The organism is Streptomyces sp. NBC_00285, assembly GCF_036174265.1.
Classification (GTDB): Bacteria; Actinomycetota; Actinomycetes; order Streptomycetales; family Streptomycetaceae; genus Streptomyces.
Map to the genome: position 1 here is coordinate 8,899,684 of NZ_CP108055.1, position 15,248 is coordinate 8,914,931.

Here is a 15,248-nt window from a genome sequence, read left to right on the forward strand (position 1 = left end):
TTCTGTATGGCCGCAGTGGACAGACGTGGGTTCAACCGACGGGTACTGCTGGGCGGCGCGGCCGTCGCGACATCGTTGTCCATGGCGCCGGAGGCCAGGAGCGACACCCGTCCGGCGCAGGCCGCTCCGGGCGGCGAGGTCAGACACATCAAGCTGTACGCCGAGAAGCTCGCCGACGGGCAGATGGGCTACGGCTTCGAGAAGGGCAGGGCGACGATCCCCGGTCCGCTCATCGAGCTCAACGAGGGCGACACCCTGCACATCGAGTTCGAGAACACGACGGACGTCAGGGCGAGCCTGCACGTCCACGGCCTGGACTACGAAGTCTCCAGCGACGGCACGAAGTTGAACAAGAGCGACGTGGAGCCGGGCGGCACCCGTACCTACACCTGGCGTACCCATGTGCCGGGCCGCCGGAGCGACGGCACCTGGCGGGCGGGCAGCGCGGGCTACTGGCACTACCACGACCACGTGGTCGGCACGGAGCACGGCACCGGCGGCATCCGCAAGGGCCTCTACGGCCCGGTGATCGTCCGCCGCAAGGGCGACGTCCTCCCGGACGCGACCCACACGATCGTCTTCAACGACATGCTCATCAACAACAAGCCGGCGCACTCGGGGCCCGACTTCGAGGCCACGGTGGGTGATCGCGTCGAATTCGTGATGATCACGCACGGCGAGTACTACCACACCTTCCACATGCACGGTCACCGCTGGGCGGACAACCGTACGGGCATGCTCACCGGTCCCGACGACCCGAGCCAGGTCATCGACAACAAGATCGTGGGCCCGGCGGACTCCTTCGGCTTCCAGGTGATCGCGGGGGAGGGGGTCGGGGCGGGCGCGTGGATGTACCACTGCCATGTGCAGAGCCACTCCGACATGGGGATGGTGGGACTGTTCCTGGTGAAGAAGACGGACGGGACGATTCCCGACTACGAGCCGCACGAGCACGGAAGCACATCGGCCGGGCACGAGCACTGACGCACCGGCTGACGGATCATTGGGCGGTGACTCTTCTCCTCACGCGCGGTGATCTGGAAAAACTGCTGGAGCCGGAGGCCTGTGTCGACGTTCTGCGGGACGGCTTCCGGGACGCGGAGACGGTGCCGATCGCGGGGCAACGGGTGCGCACGGACCTCCCGTTCCCCGGTACGGCAACCGCCCTGATCCCGGGCCTGCTGCCCGGCGTCCCGGCCTACACGGTCAAGGTGAACGCCAAGTTCCCCGGTGCCCGGCCCGCCCTGCGCGGGGTCATCTGCCTGCACAGCGGGGCCGACGGCGAACTCCTCGCGCTGCTGGACTCGGCGACGGTCACGGCGTGGCGGACGGGACTGGCGGCGGCGCTGGGCACCCATCTGCTCGCGGGTGCGGGCGAGGTCGTCGGCGTGATCGGGGCGGGCGCGCAGGCCGAGTTGATGGTGCGAGGGCTGGCGTCGCTGCGGCCCCGCGGTGCCCTGGTCGTCCACGACACGTCGGCCGACCGCGCCGCGGAGTTCGCCGCACGGCACGGCGGGACCGTGCTGGCCTCCGCGCCGGAGGTCGCCGCCGTCGCCGACCTCGTCCTGTCGGCGACCTGGTCGAGGGAGCCGTTGCTGCACCTGGCGGACACCAGGCAGGGGCAGCACTTCACGAGCCTAGGGGTGGACGAACCGGGCAAGGCGGAACTCGCGGCTGATCTGCTGGAGGCGGCCCTGGTCGTGGTCGACGACCGCTCGCTCGCCCTGAGCATGGGCGCGCCGGCGGCCGGGGGAACTGTCGGCGCGACCCTGGGCGAGGTGGTCCGGGGTGAGCACCCCGGGCGGACGGGAGCGGAGGACCGTACCGTCTACGCCCCCGTCGGTCTGCCCTGGCAGGACCTCGCGCTCGCCTGGACGGCGTACGGGCTTGCCGAGCGGGAGGGGATCGGGCGGCGGGTGGATCTGCTGGCCTGAGCCTGGGCGGGGCAGGCCCGGCCGGCTCGACGGGGCGTCGCCGTGGACCCTCCCGTCGGAGCGGCGCACCCGCGATGCCGAGGCCGTCTCGGTCGGGAAGGGCCGCGGCGCACCGCCCGAGGACATCGAAGAGCCGACGTGCTGCTCGCCTGCCCGCCTGCACATCTGCCCGAGCCCTGCCTGCCCGCGTGTGCGTCAGTCCGCGACCGCGGAACCCCCGCCCGCCAGGGGCTCCAGGTCAGGGAGGCCCGCCCCACGCTTCTCACGCTCCGTCGCTTCCTCCGCCGACGACGAGAGCGCTCTCATCAGGCTGCGCGCCGGAGCTATCCTGATCCGCACCCCGCCGACGAGGAGCCCCGAAGTGACCGACACAGCGCCGCGTCCCACTCTGGAGGCCGTGGCCGCACGGGCCGGGGTGTCCCGGGCCACCGTGTCCCGCGTGGTGAACGGCGGGGACGGGGTCAGGGAGCCGCTCGTCGAGCGGGTGCGCAGGGCCGTCGAGGAACTCGGATACGTCCCCAACCAGGCCGCCCGCAGTCTTGTCACCCGGCGCCACGACGCCATCGCGGTGGTCGTCGCCGAGCCGGAGACCCGGGTCTTCGCCGACCCCTTCTTCGGGCTGCAACTCCGCGGGATCAGCAAGGAGTTGACCGCCCACGACAACCAACTCGTGCTGCTGCTCACCGAGGGCCGGGACGACCACGCCCGCGTCGGACGCTACCTCGCCGGAGGACATGTCGACGGCGCGCTCGTCTTCTCACTGCACTTCGACGACCTGCTGCCCGGCCTGATCCAACGGGCGGGTGTCCCCACGGTGTTCGGCGGGCGCCCCGGCTGGAGCGACGGGACCACGGACGTCGTGTACGTCGACAGCGACAACCGCGGCGGTGCCCGCGAGGCCGTACGCCACCTCGTCGGCCTCGGGCGCACCCGCGTCGCCCACATCACCGGCGCCCTCGACCAGACCTCCGCGGTGGACCGGCTCGACGGCTACAAGGACGTGATGGGCGACGGCGACCCGGACCTCGTCGTACAGGGCGACTTCACCCCGGCCGGCGGTGAGCGTGCGATGCGGGAACTGCTCGACCGCCGACCGGACGTGGACGCGGTGTTCGCCGCCAACGACCTCACCGCGTCCGGCGGTCTGCGTGTGCTGCGCGAGCGGGGGCGCCGGGTGCCCGAGGACGTGGCGGTGATCGGCTTCGACGACATGCTGCCGGTCGCCGAGCAGACCGATCCGCCCCTGACGACCGTCCGTCAGGACATCGAGGAGATGGGCCGGTTGATGGCCCGCCTGCTGCTGCGGGGTCTCGACCCGAGGGGCGCGGGGGCCGCACCGGCCGCGGTGGTGCTGCCGACCACGCTGGTGCGGCGCGCCTCGGCGTGACCCCCGCCCCCGTCCTGCTCAGGTCTGCTGCGGCGCGCTCTTGATCACGGCGAAACGGGCGCCGTACGGGTCGGTCAGCTTGGCGACACGGCCGACGCCCGGTACGTCCACGGCCGGCATCCGGACCGTGCCGCCCAGCTCCTGCGCCTTCGCTACCGCGGTGTCCGTGTCGGTGACCTCGAAGTACGGCAGCCAGTGCGGCCCGCTCTCCGCCTCCAGCGGGTCGTCGGCCAGCGGGACGATCCCGCCGAACATGGCGTCCTCGCTCTGTCCGCCCGGCAGCACGGTCGTATAGGAGCCGCCGGGGAAGTCCACGCCGTAGGTCTCCATGCCCAGCGCCGCGTGATAGAAGAAGGCGGCCATCGGCAGGTCGGCCGTGTACAGCTCGACCCAGCACAGCGAGCCCGGCTCCTGGGTGACGTCGAGCCCCTTGGTGCGCCCTGGCTGCCAGATGCCGAAGGGCACTCCCGCCTTGTCGGCGAGGATCGCCATGCGGCCCGCGTCCAGCACATCCATGGGCTGCATCAGCACGGAGCCGTGCGCCTGCTCGGCGGCCTTCGCGGTGGCGTCCGCGTCCGAGGTCAGGAAATACACGGTCCATGACGGTGGGCCCTGGTCCGGGGTGGTCTGCATGCCGCCGGCGGCGGTCTTGCCGGCCAGCTGGAAGAAGCCGTAACCGCCGGCTTCGGGCGGGCCCGGCTGGAACTCCCAGCCGAACAGTCCGCCGTAGAAGGAAGCGGCGCCGTCGATGTCGGGGGTGCCGATGTCGAGCCAGTTCGGAGCGCCGGTGACATAACGGGTGGTGAGCATTTCTGCCCTCCTTCGAAGGGTCCCGTTGCCTGCACTGCAGAGTCTTGCACCGCCCACTGACAATCGCCGCCGGGACGCGGATACCCGCCGGAACGGACTCCGCGCGCCGCCGTGCGTCTCCGCGCCGGGCGGAGGACCATCAAGGTGGTCGGCCGCTGTGAACGTGGGCGTTGATCCGGCGTTGATCGAACGTTTTTCGCCGCCCGGCACGATCTCGGCCATGCACACCGACACGATCACCCCGGCCGACCTGGCCTGGCAGACACAGGCACTGTGCGCGGAGACCGGGGCGGACTTCTTCTTTCCCGAGCCGGGCAGTTCGGTACGGGAGGCGAAACGCATCTGCGGCATGTGCGAGATGCGTCCGGCCTGTCTCGAGTACGCCCTGTCCAACGACGAACGCTTCGGCGTCTGGGGCGGGTTGTCGGAGAAGGAGCGGCTGGAACTCCGGCGGCCGGGAAACCGGTGAGCCTTCGGCCCTTGGGTGCGGTTAGGATCCGGGAGCGCACCCGGGCGTAGCGCAGAGGCAGGCGCACCGCCTTGCTCAGGCGAGACACATCGGTTCGAATCCGGTCCCCGGGCTGCGTCACGCGGGCCCTGTGGAGCAGAGGCAGACTCGCCGCCTTGTCAGGGCGGATACGCCGGTTCGAATCCGGCCGGGGCCCATGGCACAGGGGTCGGTAGCGCAGAGGCAGGCGCACCTTCATGGCATGAAGGGAACGTCGGTTCGAATCCGGCCCGGTCCACGGCACGGTACGAACGGGGCGGGGACGCATGGGTGACCTGATCGGCGAGGACGAGCTCGCCGCCTTCCACCGTACGGTCGGGAAGCTGCGCGAGCTGCCCGTCGACGACCCCGTGCGACTGCGGGCCGAACAGGTCGCCGCGTCCTTCGCCCGCGACGGACGGCTGAGGCGGCGCAAGGCGCGGGGCGCCGAGACGACCGCCGCCGACGCCGGGGTGATGGCCGGCACCGCGACCGGCGCCCACGACCGCCGCGAGGACGCGCCGCTGGCCGAATCAGGCGACGCCGGCGTCTACCGCAAGCCGCGCAGTTGCTATGTCTGCAAGTCGCCCTACCGACAGGTCGACGCCTTCTACCACCGGCTCTGTCCGCGGTGCGCCGCCGACAACACGGCTCGCCGGGGCCTCTCCACCGACCTCTCGGGGCGCCGTGTGCTGCTCACCGGCGGCCGGGTGAAGATCGGCTTCCAACTGGCTCTCATGATGCTCCGGGACGGGGCGGAGCTGCTGGTGACCAGCCGTTTCCCGCACGACACCGTGCGCCGTTTCGAGACGGAGCCGGGCAGCGGGAAGTGGCTCGACCGGCTGACCGTCGTCGCGGTCGACCTGCGTGACCCGCGCCAGGTGCTCGGTCTGTGCGAGGAACTGCGCCAGGAGGGCGGCCCGTTGGACATCCTCGTCAACAACGCGGCGCAGACGGTACGCCGGCCGCCCGAGTCGTACGCCCTGCTCGCCTCCGGTGAGCGGGACGCGCTGCCCAAGGGAGTGCGGGCAGCACCGGGCTTCGCCCCGACGCGGATGCTGGAGAGCGGCGCCGCGTCGCTGCCCGTCGCACTGCGCGAGGCCGACGAGGCCGGTCTGCTGCCCGATCCGTCCCCGGAGAACTCCTGGTCGGCCCGGCTCGGCGCGCTCGACCCGGCCGAGGTCCTGGAGACTCAGCTCGTCAACGCGCTCGCCCCGGCGTTGCTCTGCGATCGTCTGCTGCCCCTGTTGCTCGCCTCCCCGCACCCGCGCAGGTACGTCGTCAACGTGACGGCCGTCGAGGGCCGTTTCGCCGTCCGCAACAAGACGGCCGGGCACCCGCACACCAACATGGCCAAGGCCGCCCTCAACATGCTCACCCGCACGAGCGCTGCCGAACTCGCCGAGCAGGGCGTGCACATGTGCGCCGTCGACACCGGCTGGATCACCGACGAGAACCCGGCACCGAAGAAGGAGCGCATGGCTCGCGCCGGGTTCCGCACGCCGCTGGACATCGTGGACGGGGCCGCCAGGGTGTACGACCCGATCGTGCGCGGTGAGGCGGGCGCCCCCGTCTCCGGGGTCTTCCTGAAGGACTACCGGCAGGCGGAGTGGTGAGCGGGGACGGCGGGTGAACGGCGGGGCGGCTTCGCGGGGGTGCAACGGCCGGCCACCGAACTCGCCCAGCTGCCGGGCTGGTTGCGGCCCGGGCCGGCACGGTCCCCGTAAGCAGCCGCCGGGCTGATCGCGGAGGCGCTGTTCCGGGGCCCCTCTCCGACACCGCGTCTGTCATCGCGGCTACCGCCGCTGCCGCCCGGGGTCGACGGGCCGGGTCGTGGGGGGCTGCGGTGGACGTCTGTGCCGGGGTCCCGCTGTCTCGACCGCGGAGGGCATCACCGGGGGCGCGGCCTGTCCGGTCGTCGGCCAGGCGGCCACCTTCGACCCGCCGGGGGCCCCACGCCCGCCCGTGGCGCCGCCGTTCGCGTCACCGGCGCATCGCCATGAACACCTCCGTCCAGAACCGCTGTTGCTGCTCCGAGGCGCCCACCAGATAGGTCGCCCGGAGCTTCGCCGGCAGCAGGGCCACCAGGCGGGTCACGGCCGCGCGGTGCTTGCGGAGCTGGGACAGTTCCGCGTTGGCGAGGATCTGGTGGACGACGTCGCTGTCGTCGCCGCCCTCCGAGGAGTGAGAGGCGGCGCGGCGCAGCCGGGCCTCCCAGGCGCCGACATCGCGCGCGAGCTCGCGCAGACCGGTGACCGGGCGGCCCCGGAAGCGGTCGAGCAGCGCGGTGAGCGGCACGGGCGCGTACTCGCCGTCGCCGAGATAGATCGTGCCCATCTCCAGCGGCAGTCCGCGCCGCTGCAGCTTGATCAACCGCTCCAGGGTGCGCTTGGTGATCCAGGCGCGCCCGTCGTCGTCGATGTCGTGCTTCCACCACTCCAGGACCGTCTCGGCGTCCGAGCCGTACCGGGCCAGCAGCCACTCGTTGGCCGGTATGTCCTCGGGCTCCACCTGGAGCGAGGCCGTGAACCGGGTCGCCTGCGCGATGTTGTTCCGCGCCACCAGCATCTTGCGGCCCAGGTGGTACGGCGGGTTCTGCACCGCGATCTGCGCCCGCAGGTTCTCGATCCGCCGGCCGGCCAGTGACCACTCCTGGGTGATCTCCATGAGCTTGGCGAACGCGGCCTTGTCCCTGGGCCGGTTGTACTCGTCCCACATGATCGCCTTGGGCTCCGGCCCGGTGAACTTCGCGGCCAGCAGGTTGTCGAGGGTGCCGTCCGCCGACGGGATCGGCGCACACAGGTCCTCGACGTTCGTCACCGGCAGCGAGAAGTACAGCGGTTCCCGGCCCAGCCCCGCCCGGACCGTCTCCCGCACCAGCTCCGTCTTGCCGCAGCCCGGCGGGCCCTGCAGCAGCACCGTCCAGCGGCCCCGCAGGGCGGCCCGCACCACCTGCCGTACCGGGTCGGGGATCGTCGAGGGGTTGGGCACGCCGAGCGACTCGGCGACGTGGTCCAGGATCTCGGCCGTACGGTCCAGTCCGGGCCTGCCGTCCGGCGCCGGCTCGGTCAGCCGCAGCCGCTCCCCGTCGACCAGTGGCAGGCCCCAGCGCAGCGGGAACCCCTCCCGCGCGTTCGCCAGGACGTGGTCCAGGGTGCGCGGGGACAGCAGCTCGCGCAGGGCGGGGGAGAGCGACGCCCACAGTGAGAACACCGGACGCAGGTCCCACGGGCGGTACTTGGCCGCCAGATGCCGCCGCCACGAGGTGTCGTTCGCCGTGATCCGCAGCGTCACCATGCGGTCGAGCAGCGCGAGGTCGCTGCGCCTGGCCGACGTCTCCGCCAGCGACTCGTTGTCCGTGAGGAAGACGCCGATGCAGCCCAGGACGCGCAGATCGTGCTCACCGAGCGTCCAGTTGCAGGCGATCTGCATCAGCTGCGACTGGATCGTGGCGCCCGCCTGCAGGGAGTCGTCGATGAGCAGCACGAACGGCCGCCCCGGCTTCAGCTGGCTCATCACCAGCTGGCGCAGGACCAGTTCCCCGGTGTGCGGGTCGCGCACCGGGGCGTTGACGAGCAGGTCGTCCGGCGTGAGGTTCGCCGCGGGGACGTACACCAGCGTGGCGTCCGGGTCCCCCCGGGCGACGTGCGAGAAGAACGTCGCCGTCTTGCCGATGCCGTGCTCGCCGAAGATCTGCCCCGTCTGCCCCATGTCGATCATCGCGTCGATGAAGGTCTCCAGGCGAGAAGTGGGCGACCGCTCTGTTTCCGTCGTCATCTACCGTGATCCTGTGGTGACGCGATGGCAGTCCATCGCAGGGGTGTGCGTGTCCGGCCAGTCGTTGCCGCCCTGAGTGATCAGCCAGATCCATTTGTCCGGCTCGGCGGGCGTGACGGGCGGGGCGTATCCGTCGGTGAGTATCACCACGGCGTCCGGGGTGACGTCGAACCTGCGCCCGGCGACCTCCGTGCGTCCCTCCACGTAGTCGGCGACCGCCTGGAAGCTCGTGCCGCCTCCGCCGTAGACCCGCTCGCCGGGCTTGAACGGCATCACCTCGGCGTCGAAGGAGAGCCAGTGCGCCTCGACCCCGTCGATCCGTCCGACGAGCCGGGTGAGCCACTCGACGACGTGGTCCGGCATGGAACCCGAGGTGTCGTAGGCGACGACGAGCACCTTCTCCCGCACCTGGCCGCGCCGCGAGAGCATCGGATCCTGGCCGAGGGCGGCGAGCAGCGCGCCCCGCTTCTTCGGGTACACCAGTCGCTCGCCGTCGCGCAGTCTGGAGCCGAGCACGTCGACCAGCCAGCGCTGCCACCAGTCGACCGCACGCGTGCGCGTGGTCTCGCCGCGCAGCACGCCCGCACCGAGGCTGCCCCAGATCCGTGCGGTCCGCGTGTCGCCGTCCTCGGTGCGGCCCATCAGGTCGAGCAGCTCCCGCTCCGCGCCCGTGTGCCCGCGCCGGGCTGCCAGCAGGGAGTTCAGCAGCGCCGAGGACGCGATGGCGTCGATCGTCTCCTGGTCGGCGGGGACGCCCCCCTCGCGCAGGTGCACGCACAGCCGCCGCTCGGGGACGGGCGGGTCGTGCATGCGCTTCAGCTCGCCGTACACCCGCAGGTCCGTCTCCGTGAACGTCTCGTAGGGCACCGGCTCCAGACCGTGCTCCGTCAGGTCGAGGACGTAGGCGTCGTGGACCCGTCGCGGGTCGACGCCGGTGGGGCGGCCGTCGAACAGGGGCAGCTGCGGCCGGCCGAGCCGGACCAGCGCCACGTGATTGATGGACACCTCGCAGGCCAGCGTGAACACCGGGTCCGCGCGCTGCTCGGGGTCGGCGAACAGATGCCGCTGCACAAGATGCCGCGCCTCGTGGAACAGCACGAACTTCACGCCGTCCAGGCCGAGGGCGGCGAAGAAGTCCGGGTTGTAGAGCAGTAGACAGGTGCCGTCGCCGGAGGCCACCACGGCTGCCGTGTCGATCGCTGTCGTCGGGATCTGGTGACGGCACTTGGCATACAGCCAGGACGCCACCGCCGACTCGGTCAGCCCGAAGTCCAGCAGCGCGGCCTCTTTCAGCCGGCGCGCCTCCTCGACCACCTCCGAGTCCGCCGGACGGTACCGCTCCAGCGCCCTGCGGTCGGCCAGGTCGACCACCGGGATGCGCCGCCCCCGCTCTCCGTACGCCATGCCGGGCCCCCCGTGCCGAATCTCCCCCGTGCCTCATTGGTAGCAGTGGCCACTGACAAGGGGCCAACGCATTACGCTCGGGGACCAAGGGCGAGGTCGTAGCGCAGAGGCAGGCGCACCGGTCTCCAAAACCAGAACACGCTGGTTCGAATCCAGCCGCCTCGCCCCCCCAGCGGTTCAGGCGATCGCACCAGCCGTCATGATCAGTTCCGGCGCCGTTCCGTGGAACGTGTCGAGGAGTTGTGCCAGCACCGCCCAGGCCTCCTCGTGGCCGCCCAGGTGGTCGCGCACCAAAGGCCGCAGTGCCTCCTCGGCGTCGCGTACGCGCGCGGGGAACATCACATGGCCCAGGGACAGCACCCTCAGCACATGCGCGGCGGGTCCGTGGCCGGTCGCGTAGGCACCGGGGCCCGCCAGGACCCCCGCCTGGCGCAGGCGGTGGGTGAACTTGGCGTGGCTGCCGAACTGGTCGCGCAGCGCGGGCGGGCAGTCCGGGCGCACGGACAGGGCCCAGCGGGCGTAACCGGGCAGCGGCCGCTCCCGGTCGGCGGCGGCGACCGTCTGCCAGTCGCGGTGTCCCAGCACCATGGACGCAGCGTCCCGGGCGGGGGCCATGGCGGTCGCGGCCCGCAGCGCCTCGACGAGTCCCTGAGCCACCAACTGGTGCGGCACGGGCGGCTCGTCCGCGTGTTTGAGCAGCACCCGGTCCACGGGCAGGGTGTCCGTGCGGCCCGGACCGAACGGCACGCCGCGCAACACCGCCCGCCGCAGCCAGGGGTCGGCCGAAGCGTGCCCGTACACGACCGCGTTCAGCTTCGGGTCGTTCTCCTCCAGGATCCACAGCAGGACGGAGGAGGGGACCGGGGTCAGCTTCAGGACGGCGTGGGCGGTCCGGCGTTCGCCCGCGCCCGGCGACGGCGCTCCGATCCGCCGCCGTATCCGTGCGGCGTCGTCGGCGTCGGTGAGGCGCAGCAGGAAACCGACCGCTCGCTGTGCCGTGGTGTTGTCATGCATGGCCGCATGATGACGCAGACGAGCGGCGGCCCGCACCGGATATCGGGTGGGCGGACCGGTCGGCGTCAGGCTCCCGCGCGAGCCGCCATCCGCGCCTTGCGCGCCGCCAGCTTCGCGTCGAACTTCGACGCCTCCGCGTCCAGGCCGCTCATGTACAGGCCGAGTTCCTCCTGGGCCTGGAGACCCTCGGGACTCAGGCCACCGATCTCCATGACCTTCAGGAAGCGCAGGACGGGCTGGATGACGTCGTCGTGGTGGATGCGCATGTTGTAGATCTCGCCGATCGCCATCTGTGCGGCGGCCCGCTCGAAGCCGGGCATGCCGTGGCCGGGCATCCGGAAGTTCACGACCACGTCGCGCACCGCCTGCATCGTCAGGTCGGGCGCGAGCTCGAACGCCGCCTTCAGCAGGTTGCGGTAGAAGACCATGTGCAGGTTCTCGTCGGTCGCGATGCGCGCCAGCATGCGGTCACAGACCGGGTCGCCGGACTGGTGGCCGGTGTTGCGGTGCGAGACACGGGTCGCGAGCTCCTGGAAGGAGACGTAGGCCACCGAGTGGAGCATCGAGTGCCGGTTGTCCGACTCGAAGCCCTCGCCCATGTGAGCCATCCGGAACTGCTCCAGTTTGTCCGGGTCCACCGCGCGCGAGGCGAGCAGGTAGTCACGCATCACGATGCCGTGGCGGCCCTCCTCGGCCGTCCAGCGGTGCACCCACGTGCCCCAGGCGCCGTCGCGGCCGAAGAGCGAGGCGATCTCGTGGTGGTAGCTGGGGAGGTTGTCCTCGGTCAGCAGGTTCACGACCAGGGCGATCCGGCCGATCTCGGTGACCTTGGACTGCCCCTTCTCCCAGGCCTCGCCGTCCTCGAAGAGGCCGGGGAAGTTGCGGCCGTCGCTCCACGGGACGTACTCGTGCGGCATCCAGTCCTTGGTGACCTTCAGGTGCCGGTTGAGCTCCTGCTCGACCACTTCCTCCAGCGCGTGCAGCAGTCTGGCGTCGGTCCAGGCGGAGGACGGGCTGCTGAGGTGAGGGGAAGTGATCGTCACAGGTACTCCAGGGGGGACGCGGCATACATGTACGGGGGCCGGGCGGCGAGCGGTGCCAGTAACTTACGGAATCGTAGGCTACGAAACCGTAGGTTACGCCACCGTAAGTTAAGGGGGGTGTAAATATCGCTGATCAGCGGCGTTCCGAGGGCATGACAAGAGTCCCAGGAACCGCAGGTCGGGCCTGTCGGGATGATGCACTCACCCGTTCAGGCGTACAGCTCCCGCAGTCGTACTGAGAGGCAAGTCACACAGCCTTCGAGCTTCTCGAACTCGCTGATGTCCACCACGGCCGGTTCGAAACCGAGGTCGGTGAGCAGCTCCGCCGTCCTCGGCGCGCTGGCGGCGATGAGCAGCTGGGCGCCGCCGAGAAGGACGACGTGGGAGCCCGCCTGCTCCGGTACGGACAGGAAGCGCGGGAAGAGCGAGGGCCGGTCCACCTTGGGGATGTGCCCGATGACGGTCCCGTCGGGCAGCGCCGTGACCGCCGACTTCAGGTGCAGCACCTTGCTCACCGGTACGGCGACGACCTGGGCCCCGAGCGGCTCGAAGGCGGCCCGCAGCTGCTGGACGCCGGCCGCGTTGGTGCGCCCGCCCCGGCCGACGTAGATCGTGTCACCGATCTTCAGGACGTCACCGCCGTCCAGGGTGCCCGGCTCCCAGATCCAGTTCACCGAGCAGCCGAGCCGTGCCACGGCCTCCTCGACACCGATGGTCTCCCCACGCCGGGACTCGGCGCCGGAACGGGCGATCAGGGCGACGTTCTTGTACATGACCACGGTGTCCTCGACGAACACCGAGTCCGGGCAGTCGTCCTCCGGGTCCACCTCGACGGTCTCCCAGCCGTGCGTGCGCAGGGCCTCGACGTACCCCTCCCACTGTTCGAGCGCGAGATCGACGTCGACCTTCTCCCGTTCGACATGCGTCACCAGGCCTTCGGCGAGGCGCGGACCGGGGCGGCGGACGAGGGCCTTCTTGCTGGGCACGAGGGGACTCCGTATCGGCGGGACAGGGGTGGCCCCCGTGACGGGCGCCGGTCAGCCATCATGCAGCGCCGGTCCGTGTCGACAAAACCCCCCTTGTCAGGCTGTGGCCCTCCTGAGACGCGGCGCCGGTTCACGAGTGCCTGCGCGTGTGCCGCCTCATGGGCCGTGCGCAGCAGCCGCATGACCGTCCCGGCCGTCCGCTCGCCGGGGTTCACGACACAGATCCAGCCGAGCGTGCCGTGGACCGGGTGCGGCAGCACCACGTCGGCCGCCGCGAGGCCGTGTTCCTGCTCCACGAGGTCCGCGGACGCCGTACGACCGACGTGGACGGTGACCCGCCGGCGGTCCCGGCCGTGCGCGAGATCATGCGCTCCCTGGACAGCCGTGACGGTCCGGACGTGACCCGGCGGATCCTGCGGGAGCGGCTGGACCGGATCGCCGCCCGGAGCGTGGCGCTGCTCCGGGCGGGGACCGATCCGGTGGCCGTCGTGGACGCTACGCGGGCGCCTCCAGGTCCTCCGGCGTGACCTCCCGCAGCTCACCGTCCAGCATCAGCCAGCGCGTGATGCCGATCGACTCCAGGAACGGCAGGTCGTGACTGGCCACGACCAGGGCGCCCTCGTAGGACTCCAGGGCCGTGGTCAGCTGCCGCACGCTCGCCATGTCGAGGTTGTTCGTCGGCTCGTCGAGCATGAGCAGTTGAGGTGCCGGCTCGGCCAGCATCAGCGCGGCCAGTGTCGCCCGGAAACGTTCGCCGCCGGACAGCGTCGACGCCTGCTGGTCGGCCCGGGCACCCCGGAACAGAAAGCGGGCGAGACGGGCCCGGATCCGGTTGTTGGTGGCGCCCGGCGCGAACCGGGCCACGTTCTGCGCGACCGACAGCTCGCCGTCGAGGACGTCCAGGCGCTGGGGCAGGAAGCGGAGCGGGACATGGGAGGTCGCCTCGCCCGAAACCGGCTCCAGCTCTCCGGCGATCGTCCGCAGCAACGTCGTCTTGCCGGCGCCGTTGCGCCCGATCAGCGCGACCCGCTCCGGGCCCCGCAGGTCGAGGCCGCCCGCCACTCGTGCCCCGTAGGCGAGTTCCAGGTCCATGAGGGTGAGGACCGTACGGCCCGGCGGTACGGCCGTGTACGGCAGGTCGACGCGGATCTCGTCGTCGTCCCTTACCGCCTCCACCGCCTCGTCGAGCCGGTCCTTCGCCTCGGCGAGCCTCTCCTCGTGCATGATGCGGTGCTTGCCGGCGGACTCCTGTGCCGCCCGCTTGCGTGCCCCCATGACGATCTTCGGCTCGCGCTTCTGCTCGAACATCTTCTGGCCGTACCGCTTGCGGCGGGCCAACTTGACCTGAGCGTCCGACAGTTCGCGTTTCTGTTTGCGGAAGTCGGACTCGGCGACGCGCACCATCCGCTCCGCCGCGTCCTGTTCGACGGCCAGAGCATCCTCGTAGGCGGAGAAGTTGCCGCCGTACCAGGTGACCTCGCCGGAGCGCAGATCGGCGATCTGGTCCACCAGGTCGAGGAGTTCACGGTCGTGGCTGACCACGACCATGATCCCCGGCCAGGAGGCGACGGCCGTGTACAGCCGCTTGCGGGCGTACAGATCGAGGTTGTTGGTGGGCTCGTCCAACAGCAGGACGTCCGGGCGGCGCAGCAGCAGTGCGGCCAGCCGCAGCAGCACCGACTCACCGCCCGAGACCTCGCCGATCGTGCGGTCCAACCCGATGTGTCCGAGGCCGAGTTCACCGAGGGTGGCGAGGGCCCGCTCCTCCACGTCCCAGTCGTCGCCGACCGTCTCGAAGTGCTCCTCTGCCACATCACCCGCCTCGATGGCGTGCAGGGCGGCGCGCCGCGCGGCGATGCCGAGCGTCTCGTCGACCTTCAGAGAGGTGTCCAGGGTGACGTTCTGCGGGAGGTAGCCGACCTCGCCCGCGACGCGCACGGCGCCGTCGGCGGCGGTGAGTTCACCGGCGATGAGCTTCAACAGGGTGGATTTTCCAGAGCCGTTGATGCCGACGAGACCGGTCCGGCCGGAGCCGAAGGCGACGTCGAGGCCCTCGAAGACGGAGGTGCCGTCGGGCCAGGAGAAGGCGAGAGAGGTGCAGGTGATGGATGCAGACATACGAGTCTCCGCGGTTGCTCGAAGCGAGAAGGGGCAAACGCGTATCGAGACACCTGCGACCGACGGGAGACGAGGGAACGCCGGAGGAGCACGGACATGGCCCTGCTCGTCGGGGACGGCTCGGATGCCGAGGTCACACGCAGCGCACACACCTCAGGTGTGTGACACGGTGTCTCAGGACCTCAGACGAGCAACGTCCTTCTCCGATCGACGACAACAGAACCGTTCTACAACGTACGAGGCGTCCGCAGGGGTGTCAACGGATTAACGGGAGCCCGGCCGTGGGTC

General features: G+C 71.0%; 14 protein-coding genes and 4 tRNA genes. 10 read left to right on the forward strand and 8 right to left on the reverse strand.

Going from position 1 to position 15,248, the window contains the following annotated elements:
* The first annotated feature begins 6 nt into the window (after window positions 1-6).
* The 3 genes from OHT57_RS40775 to OHT57_RS40785 all read left to right on the forward strand — a co-directional run bounded on the left by OHT57_RS40775 (window position 7) and on the right by OHT57_RS40785 (window position 3,321).
* Entirely contained in the window at window positions 7-984 is a 978-nt protein-coding gene (locus OHT57_RS40775; RefSeq protein ID WP_328751883.1) for a multicopper oxidase domain-containing protein, read from the forward strand.
* Between the two features lie 26 nt (window positions 985-1,010).
* Window positions 1,011-1,934 (forward strand): ornithine cyclodeaminase family protein, encoded by a 924-nt coding sequence (locus OHT57_RS40780; RefSeq protein ID WP_328751885.1) that lies wholly within the window; start codon window positions 1,011-1,013, stop codon window positions 1,932-1,934.
* Between the two features lie 361 nt (window positions 1,935-2,295).
* Window positions 2,296-3,321 carry a LacI family DNA-binding transcriptional regulator gene (locus OHT57_RS40785; RefSeq protein WP_328751886.1) on the forward strand — a complete coding sequence of 342 codons (1,026 nt, stop codon included), beginning with the start codon at window positions 2,296-2,298 and terminating at the stop codon, window positions 3,319-3,321.
* An 18-nt stretch (window positions 3,322-3,339) separates the two neighbouring features.
* Here the strand turns inward: OHT57_RS40785 and OHT57_RS40790 are convergent, their stop codons facing one another.
* Complete coding sequence (locus OHT57_RS40790; RefSeq protein WP_328751888.1) at window positions 3,340-4,131, reverse strand: VOC family protein; 792 nt, start codon at window positions 4,129-4,131, stop codon at window positions 3,340-3,342.
* Between the two features lie 220 nt (window positions 4,132-4,351).
* On the opposite strand from OHT57_RS40790, the gene OHT57_RS40795 reads away from it, so the two are divergent.
* The 5 genes from OHT57_RS40795 to OHT57_RS40815 all read left to right on the forward strand — a co-directional run bounded on the left by OHT57_RS40795 (window position 4,352) and on the right by OHT57_RS40815 (window position 6,234).
* On the forward strand, window positions 4,352-4,600 hold the full coding sequence (locus tag OHT57_RS40795; RefSeq protein ID WP_328751889.1) for a WhiB family transcriptional regulator: 249 nt from the start codon (window positions 4,352-4,354) through the stop codon (window positions 4,598-4,600).
* 39 nt (window positions 4,601-4,639) lie between these two features.
* A tRNA-Ser gene (locus OHT57_RS40800) sits at window positions 4,640-4,713 on the forward strand.
* Window positions 4,714-4,724: 11 nt separating this feature from the next.
* Window positions 4,725-4,796 (forward strand) — tRNA-Asp (locus OHT57_RS40805).
* A 9-nt stretch (window positions 4,797-4,805) separates the two neighbouring features.
* Window positions 4,806-4,877: transfer RNA gene (locus tag OHT57_RS40810), tRNA-Ala, on the forward strand.
* A gap of 28 nt (window positions 4,878-4,905) precedes the next feature.
* Window positions 4,906-6,234, forward strand: a complete 1,329-nt coding sequence (locus OHT57_RS40815; RefSeq protein WP_328751890.1) for an SDR family oxidoreductase — start codon at window positions 4,906-4,908, stop codon at window positions 6,232-6,234.
* A gap of 367 nt (window positions 6,235-6,601) precedes the next feature.
* On the opposite strand, the gene OHT57_RS40820 is transcribed toward OHT57_RS40815, so the two are convergent.
* Window positions 6,602-8,395 carry an AAA family ATPase gene (locus OHT57_RS40820; protein WP_328751891.1) on the reverse strand — a complete coding sequence of 598 codons (1,794 nt, stop codon included), beginning with the start codon at window positions 8,393-8,395 and terminating at the stop codon, window positions 6,602-6,604.
* Entirely contained in the window at window positions 8,396-9,799 is a 1,404-nt protein-coding gene (locus tag OHT57_RS40825) for a vWA domain-containing protein (protein ID WP_328751893.1), read from the reverse strand. It lies immediately after the preceding gene.
* A gap of 90 nt (window positions 9,800-9,889) precedes the next feature.
* Between OHT57_RS40825 and OHT57_RS40830 the strand changes: the two genes are divergently transcribed.
* A tRNA-Trp gene (locus OHT57_RS40830) sits at window positions 9,890-9,965 on the forward strand.
* Window positions 9,966-9,976: 11 nt separating this feature from the next.
* On the opposite strand, the gene OHT57_RS40835 is transcribed toward OHT57_RS40830, so the two are convergent.
* The 4 genes from OHT57_RS40835 to OHT57_RS40850 form a co-directional block, all read right to left on the reverse strand.
* Window positions 9,977-10,813 (reverse strand): hypothetical protein, encoded by an 837-nt coding sequence (locus OHT57_RS40835; RefSeq protein ID WP_328751895.1) that lies wholly within the window; start codon window positions 10,811-10,813, stop codon window positions 9,977-9,979.
* Window positions 10,814-10,878: 65 nt separating this feature from the next.
* Window positions 10,879-11,856, reverse strand: a complete 978-nt coding sequence (locus OHT57_RS40840) for an acyl-ACP desaturase (protein ID WP_328751897.1) — start codon at window positions 11,854-11,856, stop codon at window positions 10,879-10,881.
* Window positions 11,857-12,065: 209 nt separating this feature from the next.
* Entirely contained in the window at window positions 12,066-12,842 is a 777-nt protein-coding gene (gene ddaH, locus OHT57_RS40845) for a dimethylargininase (RefSeq protein WP_328751899.1), read from the reverse strand.
* Entirely contained in the window at window positions 12,782-13,138 is a 357-nt protein-coding gene (locus OHT57_RS40850; protein ID WP_328751901.1) for a DUF6194 family protein, read from the reverse strand. Before OHT57_RS40850 ends, ddaH begins: the two co-directional genes overlap by 61 nt.
* On the opposite strand from OHT57_RS40850, the gene OHT57_RS40855 reads away from it, so the two are divergent.
* Window positions 13,091-13,369, forward strand: coding sequence for a hypothetical protein (locus OHT57_RS40855; RefSeq protein WP_328753547.1), 279 nt, complete (start codon window positions 13,091-13,093; stop codon window positions 13,367-13,369). The genes OHT57_RS40850 and OHT57_RS40855 overlap by 48 nt on opposite strands.
* Here the strand turns inward: OHT57_RS40855 and OHT57_RS40860 are convergent.
* Window positions 13,338-14,960, reverse strand: a complete 1,623-nt coding sequence (locus OHT57_RS40860; RefSeq protein ID WP_328751903.1) for an ABC-F family ATP-binding cassette domain-containing protein — start codon at window positions 14,958-14,960, stop codon at window positions 13,338-13,340. The genes OHT57_RS40855 and OHT57_RS40860 overlap by 32 nt on opposite strands.
* Window positions 14,961-15,248 lie beyond the last annotated feature (288 nt).